The organism is Moorena bouillonii PNG, from assembly GCF_001942495.1.
GTDB classification, from domain to species: Bacteria; Cyanobacteriota; Cyanobacteriia; order Cyanobacteriales; family Coleofasciculaceae; genus Moorena; species Moorena bouillonii.
Genome location: NZ_MKZS01000001.1, coordinates 4,874,373 through 4,885,241, shown reverse-complemented (window position 1 = coordinate 4,885,241; position 10,869 = coordinate 4,874,373). Strand labels below are relative to the sequence as shown.

Below are 10,869 nucleotides of genomic sequence, written 5' to 3'. Positions count from 1 at the left end.
CTGATAGCTGATAGCTGATAGCTGATAGCTGATAGCTGATAGCTGATAGCTGATATTTATCGATACCCAACCGCGTTACTAGTCAAAAATGATAAGTTTGATACCCTAGAGGTGTAGGATGAGAGTGGGTAAGACTAGCAATGCTCGAACAACGTGACTACACCTTAATCATCGATAAAAGTGGCAGCATGTCGATTAGGGATCAACTTGCTGGCAAAAGCCGTTGGCAAATCATGCAGGAGTCTACCCTTGCCTTAGCCAATAAATGTGAAGAATTGGATCCAGATGGCATCACGGTTTATGTATTTGCTGGTCGCTTTAAACGCTACGACAATGTAACCGCAGATAAAGTGCTACAGATATTCCAGGAAAATGAACCATCGGGACGCACGGATTTAGCTGGTGTTTTACTTGATGCAACCAACGACTATTTTAAACGTAAGGCTAGTGGCCAAACCAAAGAAAATGGAGAAACCATCTTAGTCGTCACTGATGGCGAGCCTGATGAACGGAAAGCTGTGATGAAGGTGATCATAGAAGCATCACGGCGTATTGATGTCGATGAAGAACTAGGAATTTCCTTCATCCAAATCGGCAATGATCTCCAGGCAACTAAATTCTTAAAAATATTAGATGATGAGCTGCAAAATGCTGGGGCTAAGTTTGATATCGTAGATACGGTAACTATTGATCAGATGGAGGATATGACTCTCACTGAAGTTTTGATCAATGCTATTATTGATTAAAGGATTAGCATAGGTTAGTGTGATTTTTACCGTCAGGGTTCGAGGTGCTTTAAGTTAACTGTTTCAAAAATATCCCTCAACAGTTAACAAGGTAATAGGAGACCAAAGTCGTGGAATCAATGGATGACTTGTTAGCCCAACTCAAAGCTGAATATGAACAAAAAGATGCTGGTGTTCAACCGAAACAACAGCCTCTGTTTCAGGAACAACCAGTGAATTCGCCACTAACTGATCCAGCAACTAGTGAATCACCAGCGAAAATACCTGATTGGGTATCTACTGCTGAGGATCGGGAGCTGGCTGAGATGAGAACAGAGTTTGATAAAAAAGACCAAGAAGAGGTTCTCAAACAACAGCAGGAACTCGAAGCTGAACAAAAACGAGTTCAGCAGCAAAAGCAAAGAGAACGAGAAGCCCTTAATCAGCAAGCCACTGAGTGGCTAAAAGGCTTAACTCCAAACTCAGCAGAAGGGTTGTGGTTTGAAGAATTTTCTGACTCCTATCCCTCCAAACTAGAGGCAGCAATTGATTATTTGCAAGCCTTGAAAGAAACTCGGTCTTGATTGCCAGACTCGTTAAGTATCATCTGATGGTGAGCAGGTAACACAGCTCCTAAGCAAACTGTCAATATTTTACGATTAATCTCTAAGATTATTATTTTAATTTCTAATAGTAAATAGAGACAACAGTCAATCAAATAAATCCACCATTACCTACCCTGATAAGCAAGTCTAAGGTGCTGCCGTTGAAAGATGCTTTTAATAATGGTTTCATAATGTTGGCATAATCAACTTCTGCTAAGGGTCCTAAGGCTAAAACATCCAGATGAGCTGTGGGAGTATTAGCTAAGCTAGATTAAGAAATCGTGGCAGTAAAGGTAAGGAGGAAATTTTTTCGTGGGAGGTTCACTCGTGGAAGACCGTGACTATACGTTAATCATCGACAAAAGCGGCAGTATGTCTAGCCCAGACTCCCAAGATAGGAGCAAAAGTCGATGGCAGATTGCCCAAGAGTCTACCTTAGCAGTGGCCAGAAAATGTGAACAGCTCGATCCAGATGGGATTACGGTTTACCTGTTTTCTAGTCGCTTTAGACGGTACGATAATGTTACCTCAGATAAAGTAGAACAAATTTTCCAAGAAAATGATCCCATGGGTCGCACCGATCTCGCTGGTGTGCTAAAGGATGCCACCGATGACTACTTTAAGCGCAAAGCGGCTGGGCAAACCAAACCCAATGGGGAAACCTTCTTGGTGATAACCGATGGTGAGCCAGATGACCGCAAAGCTGTAATGCGAGTGATCATTGAAGCATCTCGGCTAATAGACAAGGATGAAGAGCTAGGCATTTCACTGATCCAAGTGGGTAATGATGCCATGGCAACTCGGTTTCTGAAAGTACTTGATGATGACCTTCAAGGGGCTGGGGCTCAATTTGACATCGTGGACACAGTCACTCTGGAAGACATGGAGAATATGACCTTAGCCGAGGTCTTGCTTAACGCGATTATTGATTAACCGAATAAGCGCCAAGATTCCCAATGCTTAAACTCCATCCCACGACTAACTATCACGTGGGATGGGTTTTAATAAAAAGAGTTTTGAACAAGACCGTGAGACGCATTCCCCCACCTGGCCGTAGGCCACGCTACGCGAACGCCCAGGTGGGGGTTAGTCCACGACAAAAATAATTACTAAAAACCTGGAACAAAAGATTAGTATCTTGCTGTTTAATCTTTTGTGGGTTAAAATGTTGACTAAGGATATTTTGTTATACCAGTGAAATCGCCAGCAAAAATCATACGAACTGACAAATGGAAGCTTAATCCGTCTCCCGAACAGAAAGTGTTGTTTGGAGAGACGGTTAGACTTTACCGTCAGGCTTGTAGATACTTGGTTGGCATTATTTACACTCACTGGTCTGAGCTTGGCGAGTTGACAGCAGATCAGTTAACTCCTGCTCTCGAAAAGTTAATGCATAAAACACCTAAGCGGCCAAAAATCAAATATCCACAGTTCAACAATACTTTTTATAAGTTCCCTAGCTACTACCGTCGAGCTGCAATTGCATTTGCAGCTGGACAAGTTAGTAGCTATGTAACCAGATATCGCCAATGGCAATCTGGTTGTCGAAAAAGAAAAGATAGCAAGCCACCAAGATTAAATGCTGACACTGGCTGTTATCCTGCGCTATACAAAGGTCAGTGTTATAAGCTGTATGGTTTTGACAAGATCGAGATTAAGGTTTTTGACGGCAAAGACTGGATTTGGACTACGGTTAAGATAACTAGTCTCAGAGAGCGTCATGAAATAACTACAAACACGATGATGTCCCCTTCGTTAATTTTCAACGATAGGTATTGTCATCTGTCTGTTCCGTTTGCGTGTAAACCAGAAAAACGAAAACCAGAGGCTAATGTAACTGCAGTAGATTTAGGGATAAATACTACCGCAACCGTCGCAGTTGTAACCCATGACGGCACTGTAATCCATCGTGATTTTATTCATCTTGGAAGAGACATAGACCGCAGGGACAAACGACTAAAATCTGTATCAACAAGAGCATCTAAAACGATGGGTAAAGGAGGAAGACTACACAAAGGTTTTTGCTCCAAGACGTATCAAAAATGCCAAAGAATTAACAACCAAATTGGCCAGGTTGTTTCCAGGCGAATTGTTGAGATGGCTGAGAAATTTAACTCGGAAGCAATTGTATTTGAGAATCTTAAAGGGTGGAAGCCAAAAGGTGGACGAAAGCGGTCTAACCTGAGGCAGAGATTCCACGGATGGCTCAAGGCAAAAATTCGCGATTTAACGGAAATGAAATGGGCTGAGTTGGGTGGAAAAGTGATAGAAGTCGTCGCTGCTTATACTTCAAAATTGGCTTTTGATGGCTCTGGTACAGTGAAGAGAGATTCTAAAAAATACTCCAAAGCAACCTTCCCTTCAGGTAAGCAGTTTAATGCAGACCTAAACGGCGCTTACAATATCGGTGCTAGAGGTGTGTTTAAACTCACTCGCAGAAATGACAGTGAGGGTCGTTCCAGCAAAAGATCTCGACGACCGCCTAGAAGCTGGGCTTCTCTGTGTGATCTGTGGGCTACGGCTAGCCCTAGATTAGCATAGGACACCCCCACCTCGTTCAGGTGGGGGAAGCTTCATTTAATTGACACCATTATTTTAGTGAGATCAGCTGTAGGAATTCAACCCATACATTTGGTGTAAGAATAAAACCAGCTACCCTAAATCTGCATTTTTGGAAAACAATTGAGGGATTTTCCCCCCTGGAAAGGTTTGTAAGCGCCTCAAAAAAAACCTTTTTCATTACTCGAATTGTAAAATTAGTCTCCCCATTTTCGCCTTAAAGATTTAGCATATAGGAGTGAATGAACTTTACTATCCCTTACATTCCTTAAGGGAGGGTGATTGGTTCAAGCTCATTTGCGGAGCCAGTTTTCAACACCTCCCTGCTGTTAGAAGCCTAACCTTGGCTTACACCCTCGCCGGTGCCGATTGTATTGATGTGGCAGCTGACCCGGCGGTCATTTCGGCGGCGAAAGATGCCTTACAAGTCGCCAGCACCATGGGAAATGAAGCCAAACAGCGAGGGTTTGGATTCTGTGGCAGACCATGGCTGATGGTGAGCTTGAATGATGGGGAAGACCCCCATTTCCGAAAAGCCGAATTTGACTCAGATTTGTGTCCAGGGGACTGCCCCCGTCCCTGTGAAAAGATTTGCCCAGCACAAGCAATTACTTTCCAGAATGGCAGTGAAGCTTACTCTGGTGTGCTCGACCAACGCTGCTATGGCTGTGGTCGTTGTCTGCCAGTTTGCCCCCATCAGCTGATCACTACTCGGTCATACGTATCAGCTCCTTTTGCGATCGCACCCCTGATTCTAAGCAATGGCGTTGATGCTATAGAAATTCACACCAAAGTCGGGAATTTACCAGATTTTAAAAGACTATGGAATGCGATCGCACCCTGGTGCGCTCAACTCAAACTCCTAGCCATTAGCTGCCCAGATGGTAAAGATTTGATTGACTACCTAAAAGAAATCTACCAACTCATCCAGCCTTTACCCTGTCCTCTAATCTGGCAAACTGATGGACGTCCTATGAGTGGGGATATAGGCATGGGTACAACTCATGCTGCTATCAAAATCGCTCAAAAAGTCATCGCTGCTGGATTACCAGGATACGTACAGTTAGCTGGTGGTACCAATAACCACACCGTCAGCAAACTAAGAGCAGCTAGGCTTTTGAAGCTAGCCCAAGTTGATAGGTTGCCGGTTGAACGTTCTTACAACAACCTTGGCCAAAAGGCCACTCTACGCGAACAACCAAATAATCTACCCTACGTTGTCGGTGTGGCTTACGGTAGCTACGCCCGAGTTCTACTCTCACCGATTCTAGAAAAGTTAGAACAAAACTATGACAAAGACGTTGATCACCACCAGGGATTCGGACAGAATCCCTCCTCTAGAAACCTTGAGAATGTACCAGATCTGCTCTGGCAGGCTGTGGCAGATGCCCATGCCCTGGTGGCTCAACTCAAATCCGTCAAAAAAATCCCCGAGAGTATCTCATTTTCTTGACTTTAATCGAGAAATACTGTTCGATTAAATTGGCATCCAAACATTCAAGTATTAGGAGTAAAAATAAACATGACATAAGTTCCAAATTTTCAACAACCGCAATTTAAACTGGGTCAAACGTAACAGCAGAAATCGCTTTATTTGAGCAAAACAAATGGTGAATTTTCCACTAAGCAAGCTTTCAGATCAACAAGTGTCATTCAATCAAGAATTACCAGTGGTTTATGAAAATAGCTTGGTTGAGGCGATGACCGTTAGTGGTCAATCCTCAGAGGTAAGTGACAATCTTCAACTAGATTGTGCCACTATACCTACCAAGGAACACCAAGAAACAGTGGACAAAACTCAGGGGATTTCAAACTGTGAACAAATTACAGATGACTTGCCAAAATTACTAGACATTTTGCCAGCCGAAATTCGCTCATCATTGGAGCAACATCCTGAAAGGGACTGTTTGATCGAAGTGATTATGGATCTCGGTCGCTTTCCAGAAGTGCGCTTTCGTGACCGGGCAGAGTACCTTTGTCAGACACCAGTTACTATCGAACAAATCAATCACTGTGTTGAGCGAGTCGGATCCTTTAGCGGTGATAACCGAGCAGGAATTGAGGGCACCTTGCACCGCATTAGTGCGATTCGGAACCGTCCAGGGGAAATTATTGGCTTAACCTGTCGTGTTGGTCGAGCGGTCTTTGGTACCATCGGCATGATTCGTGACTTGGTGGAAACGGGTTCGTCAATTTTGATGCTGGGGCGTCCTGGTGTAGGCAAAACCACTGCTTTACGGGAAATTGCCCGAGTCTTGGCAGACGAATTACACAAACGGGTAGTGATTATCGACACCTCTAACGAAATTGCTGGAGATGGCGATATTCCCCACCCAGCTATTGGTCGAGCCCGACGGATGCAGGTAGCTAGCCCAGAACATCAGCATCAGGTGATGATTGAGGCGGTGGAAAACCATATGCCAGAGGTGATCGTTATCGATGAAATTGGTACAGAACTAGAAGCTCAGGCTGCTCGTACCATTGCGGAACGGGGGGTGATGCTGGTGGGGACTGCTCACGGCAATCGGATTGAAAACTTAATTAAAAATCCCACTCTTTCGGATTTAGTAGGCGGTATCCAGGCTGTCACCCTAGGCGATGACGAAGCCAGACGGCGAGGCTCTCAGAAAACCGTTTTGGAGCGCAAAGCCCCCCCAACCTTTGAAATCGCTGTAGAAATGCTAGAGCGTAAGCGTTGGGTCGTACACGAAAGTGTTGCGGACACGGTTGATAATTTGCTCAGGGGACGTCAACCAAATCCTCCAGTCAGGACAGAAGATGAAAATGGTAAGGTCACCATTACCAGAGAATTACCTAGCGCTCCAGTTGCCATTCCGCCAAATGGTCGAACCAGGGGTCACCTTACCCTAACCACTCCTAGCCAACCAAAAGGTTGGCGTTCATCTGGACAGATGAAGCCCCTATCCCTTCAAGAACCAGAGCCAGCTCGAGAAAATAGCATGTTTGAACAGCTGCTGGCTGAATCTTGGTCACAGCAAGACCGCTTGGGTCAAGGGATGGAGATGTTAGGACCCAATGGTGAGGACTTGCCACTACAGGTCTATCCTTACGGCATTAGTCGTCATCAAATCGAGCAAGTGATCCAAATCCTAAATTTGCCTGTGGTCTTGACAAAAAACATGGATACTGCTGATGTGGTTTTAGGATTGCGATCGCATGTCAAAAGCCACTCCAAGCTCAAGTCCATTGCTAAATCTCGTCAGATCCCGATTCACGCCATCAAAGCTAGCTCCATCCCCCAGATTACTCGGGCATTAAGGCGTCTGTTGCACATGGATGACCCCACAATTCCCGATGCTGCTGATTTGGAGTTATTTGCCCAAAGCGTTAGCGAGGATGAAATCGAGGCTCTAGAAGAAGCCCGTTTAGCAGTTGAGCAAATTGTGATTCCCAAAGGCCAACCCGTAGAATTGTTGCCGCGATCGCCTAAAGTGCGGAAGATGCAACACGAGTTAGTTGAACACTATCGCCTCAAGTCTTCTAGCTTTGGCGATGAACCCAACCGACGTTTACGGATTTATCCGGCCTGAATCTAGGTTGCACAGGAAGAGAGGGGACAAAAACATGCGGAGGTCAGACAATCAATCTCTCTTTCTCTTCCTTCCGGAAACCATCAACCCATCACCCCATCACCCTTTAAGCCAAAGGAAAAATAACTAAAAAAATACTTGACATATTCCCAGTCAAATCTGTTATCATCTTAGAAGTGCAATCAATGGGGTGTAGCCAAGCGGTAAGGCAGCGGGTTTTGGTCCCGCCATTCCTAGGTTCGAATCCTAGCACCCCAGTTATAGTAGTCAGTTGTACTAGTCAGGTTATGGTAGTCAATGACAAAATAACTTGGCAGTCAAGCAAAATAAGAAGCTTCTAAAGTCTTTAGAAGCTTCTTTTGGGTAAGGGGTGTCTAAACTAGCGGCGGCGTCTGAAGGAACGACTACCACCACGACTACTACCAAAGCCAGAACGCGATCGATTCGTGCTGCCAAAACCACTGCTTCTTGGTTTGGCTTTCTTAGCACTAGATGGACTAGAGGTGCGTAACTGACTTGAGCCGAAACCACTTCCTGTGGAGCGATTAGCGTTGGGTGAGGCTTTACGAGTAGTGGCTTGATTAGCTGCAGGAGATTTTCTTAAGCTACCAGTAGTGCGGAAAGAGCGAGTATTTTTAACCACGGGTGGCGGTGATTTGTACCGTGTTTCATATCGGTTCACTGCTTGACTATAGCTGTTACCATATCCACCATAACCAGTCAGAACTCCTCCTGGTTGATAAACTGGTGGAACATAGTATTGAGGTCGAAATAGCATACTACCTATAGCTTGACCAGCCAAAGCACCAGCAAAGGGAGCCCAGAAACTAGATTGCTGACGCACGATTACTGTTTCTTGTTGACCAGTTTGAGGATTAGGTCTAGTCTCAGTGACATTGTGGACATATTCAATCCGGAAGTCTTCAGTTAGGTACATCACCGGCTGATTGTCATCAATACTCAGATAGGTATTTTCCCCAGCAGCAACCTGCTCATCAGTCAGACGTGCCATCTGCAAATCCCTGCTCCGAAAAACTGGTGGACTACCCGCAGGAGTATTGAGTACCATCAGGGTATATACCCCATTAACATCATCGTAGGTTGCCTGTTGTACGGGATATTTCCCATCACTCAACCGAGTCGGAGTAAAGGATGTATTCCCACCCCGATTCGGCGGCAATTGGCTTGAGTTAGGAGAACCACACCCTACTGTAGTCCAACATAGGGTTAGAGATAGAACAAAAATCGCAATTGTACGTAACATATACTTAAAAAAGTTTTCTTAAATCACTATTGTTCTCTTCAATCACTATTGTCTAATCGCGCTTTGCTATGGGCTAGTTAATTTTTAATAAGACAATTTGGGGAAGATTTTTCGTTCGTCTTGCCCATCACCCCATCACCCCATCACCCCATCACCTGATAGTGAAAACTATAACACTATATTTTGTTAACCTATTTTATTCTGATTACAGGGGAACCAGTTCCGGGAAATTAAGTAAAATTTGCTCATCAGTCAGTTCATCACCCAACTGTGCTGGAGAGAAGTGAACCTGAATAGCTTGCAAACTTTCCTGATAGTGGAGATTAATCAATGCCTTTAGACCTGCTTCTAGGTACTCAACACTAGCTAGGTTAGTTTCTAGTTCAGGAACTTCCCCTTCGTAGGCTACTGTGATCATAACAATTACGTTTTGGGTCACAGGTATGGATAAAGGTTCGTTGTCAGCTAAGGGTGTACTGAAATCTGGTTCAGACAGATAGCGGCCAGCTGAGTCAGTAAACAGTTCATTAACGTAGTCCCCAGCTTCTCCTTCCTTCCAGAAGACATCCCCTTCATTCGCTGCGGATTGCCAGTAGATCTGTAGCTGTAGCAGGTTTTGACAAATTGCTACCAGTTCTTCCCCTAAAACCTTCAAATCCCCGTCTGAGTCAACGGCCTCCCGTGCCGCACGATTGAGTACCCCCAACAAGGGTGTTACTTCTGAACCAGCTAAGTGTACAAACAAACGAAAAACTACAAATCTAGTTTTGCCACCAAATTTATTTAAGCGATCGCGCCAAGAACTCATCCTTCTGTCGGCTAACTTACGCCGTTAATTAATCTCAATTACCCTATCTATCCTACTCTAGCGCATTGCTCACTACCCATACTGGATCACCGAACACCCGCATTGGTCAGGCAGAGCAAGGGGAGTTAGGCAGCGGATTTCCAAGTAAATTGCGTAAGTCCTATAACAAAAGAAAACAGGAGCGTTCGCGAAGCGGAGGCCGAAGGCCACGCTACGCGAACGGCTTTGCCGAATCGCATCTGCACCAGTCAACCGCAGCTGACTGAGCAATCACTCCTGAACACACCCCGTTTTTGAAATCTGTAGCTTTTTATACTATGTAGCTAAGACAACTACAAGAGGTTTGAGCCATCTGTATCGAACTGGCTTGACTAGAAGGGGCTGTCACCATCTTTGTGGCGGTTGAGGGTTGACTCTCAACCCTCAACCCTTAACCCTTAACCGTCAGTAATAAATCAGTTGCTGAGTGCCGTAAAAGTTAACTAGGTTAACGTAGTCAAGTAGGGATCAGCTCATCCTACTTTTCTTCTGAACTCAATTAAGTTTGACCTGTGTTTTGTTACTGACAGTGGTTTTGTTTCTGACAGTGCTGTAATATTAATATCGTGATCTTTGGTAAAATCTGCTTTACACAAAGTCATAATACGCTGTTGCCACCATTGCTTTTCTGTAATCTGTTGCTCAAAAAAGTCGGGCATAAACTCATAGGAACTAATCAGGCGACGACCGAGGTATAACACTAGTTGCTCTGCCTTATAATCTTCTGCGTGATAAGTTGACCAATCGTCGATTAGGTTTAAATCCCATACCCCAATCCACTATTGGTTTTTGAAGGGGTCAATTAGGCTAATACCGATGCGATGAGAGACGTTCCTAATCGGTAAATTAACAATTTATCTTCTGGTGTTACCTGGTTTTCTTTGGCGATTGCTTCTCTGGAAATACCTATCTAAATCCGCTAGGTTATCTAGAGTAATTAGCAAGTAATGCTATTGACTAATTTCAAACTAGCCAGCAGCGTCTTAGAGCTGATTTGTAAACAAAAAATTAAGAAGCTAATCTTCTTGTCATCAAACGAATTAATGAACCATATATCATTCCTGTACTCATCTGTGTATATAGTTCATAGTCTTTACTCAAGCGTCTAAATCGATTTAACCAACCAAATGTTCTTTCTACAATCCATCGCTTTGGAAGAATTTCAAACTCTTTTGATTTCCTTTCTATCACTTCGACTCGAACAGAATCACCACATACCTGTTTGACGGCTTGAGCAAAATTCTTTCCTGAATAACCTTGATCCCTAAGTACAGGACAAAAAATGTAAAGATTGCCGAAAGTCGAACTGATGAAGGGA

General features: G+C 44.3%; 11 protein-coding genes and 1 tRNA gene. 8 read left to right on the top strand and 4 right to left on the bottom strand.

What is annotated here, in order from left to right; translation table 11 throughout:
- The first annotated feature begins 140 nt into the window (after positions 1 to 140).
- From BJP37_RS19790 to BJP37_RS19760, 7 genes are all read left to right on the top strand, one after another.
- Positions 141 to 746, top strand: coding sequence for a vWA domain-containing protein (locus tag BJP37_RS19790; protein WP_071105200.1), 606 nt, complete (start codon positions 141 to 143; stop codon positions 744 to 746).
- Between the two features lie 119 nt (positions 747 to 865).
- Positions 866 to 1,309 (top strand): salt stress protein, Slr1339 family, encoded by a 444-nt coding sequence (locus tag BJP37_RS19785; protein ID WP_198954319.1) that lies wholly within the window; start codon positions 866 to 868, stop codon positions 1,307 to 1,309.
- Between the two features lie 333 nt (positions 1,310 to 1,642).
- Positions 1,643 to 2,263 (top strand): vWA domain-containing protein, encoded by a 621-nt coding sequence (locus BJP37_RS19780; protein WP_075901322.1) that lies wholly within the window; start codon positions 1,643 to 1,645, stop codon positions 2,261 to 2,263.
- Between the two features lie 261 nt (positions 2,264 to 2,524).
- Positions 2,525 to 3,871: an IS200/IS605 family accessory protein TnpB-related protein gene (locus tag BJP37_RS19775; protein ID WP_075901320.1), complete on the top strand. Its 1,347-nt coding sequence runs from the start codon at positions 2,525 to 2,527 to the stop codon at positions 3,869 to 3,871.
- A 256-nt stretch (positions 3,872 to 4,127) separates the two neighbouring features.
- Entirely contained in the window at positions 4,128 to 5,342 is a 1,215-nt protein-coding gene (gene ldpA, locus BJP37_RS19770; RefSeq protein WP_075901318.1) for a circadian clock protein LdpA, read from the top strand.
- Between the two features lie 154 nt (positions 5,343 to 5,496).
- Entirely contained in the window at positions 5,497 to 7,440 is a 1,944-nt protein-coding gene (locus BJP37_RS19765) for a R3H domain-containing nucleic acid-binding protein (protein ID WP_229415377.1), read from the top strand.
- Between the two features lie 186 nt (positions 7,441 to 7,626).
- Positions 7,627 to 7,698 (top strand) — tRNA-Gln (locus tag BJP37_RS19760).
- A gap of 121 nt (positions 7,699 to 7,819) precedes the next feature.
- Here BJP37_RS19760 and BJP37_RS19755 read toward each other — a convergent pair.
- On the bottom strand, positions 7,820 to 8,704 hold the full coding sequence (locus tag BJP37_RS19755; protein WP_075901316.1) for a hypothetical protein: 885 nt from the start codon (positions 8,702 to 8,704) through the stop codon (positions 7,820 to 7,822).
- Positions 8,705 to 8,909: 205 nt separating this feature from the next.
- Positions 8,910 to 9,512, bottom strand: coding sequence for a DUF1517 domain-containing protein (locus tag BJP37_RS19750; protein ID WP_075901314.1), 603 nt, complete (start codon positions 9,510 to 9,512; stop codon positions 8,910 to 8,912).
- 65 nt (positions 9,513 to 9,577) lie between these two features.
- Here BJP37_RS19750 and BJP37_RS36970 point away from each other — a divergent pair, with 65 nt between their 5' ends.
- Positions 9,578 to 9,778: a hypothetical protein gene (locus BJP37_RS36970; RefSeq protein ID WP_143727698.1), complete on the top strand. Its 201-nt coding sequence runs from the start codon at positions 9,578 to 9,580 to the stop codon at positions 9,776 to 9,778.
- 246 nt (positions 9,779 to 10,024) lie between these two features.
- Here BJP37_RS36970 and BJP37_RS19745 read toward each other — a convergent pair whose 3' ends face one another.
- Together BJP37_RS19745 and BJP37_RS19740 are read right to left on the bottom strand one after the other, a co-directional pair.
- On the bottom strand, positions 10,025 to 10,252 hold the full coding sequence (locus tag BJP37_RS19745; protein WP_075901312.1) for a hypothetical protein: 228 nt from the start codon (positions 10,250 to 10,252) through the stop codon (positions 10,025 to 10,027).
- A gap of 307 nt (positions 10,253 to 10,559) precedes the next feature.
- A partial coding sequence (locus BJP37_RS19740; RefSeq protein ID WP_143728007.1) for a transposase occupies positions 10,560 to 10,869 on the bottom strand: 310 nt, incomplete at its 5' end.

Excerpts from the sequence above, each read along its gene's own strand:
- BJP37_RS19785 (WP_198954319.1), top strand. The coding sequence starts at position 866 with ATGGATGACTTGTTAGCCCAACTCAAAGCTGAATATGAACAAAAAGAT.
- BJP37_RS19750 (WP_075901314.1), bottom strand. The coding sequence starts at position 9,512 with ATGAGTTCTTGGCGCGATCGCTTAAATAAATTTGGTGGCAAAACTAGA.
- BJP37_RS19755 (WP_075901316.1), bottom strand. The coding sequence starts at position 8,704 with ATGTTACGTACAATTGCGATTTTTGTTCTATCTCTAACCCTATGTTGG.
- BJP37_RS19790 (WP_071105200.1), top strand. The coding sequence starts at position 141 with ATGCTCGAACAACGTGACTACACCTTAATCATCGATAAAAGTGGCAGC.
- BJP37_RS19765 (WP_229415377.1), top strand. The coding sequence starts at position 5,497 with ATGGTGAATTTTCCACTAAGCAAGCTTTCAGATCAACAAGTGTCATTC.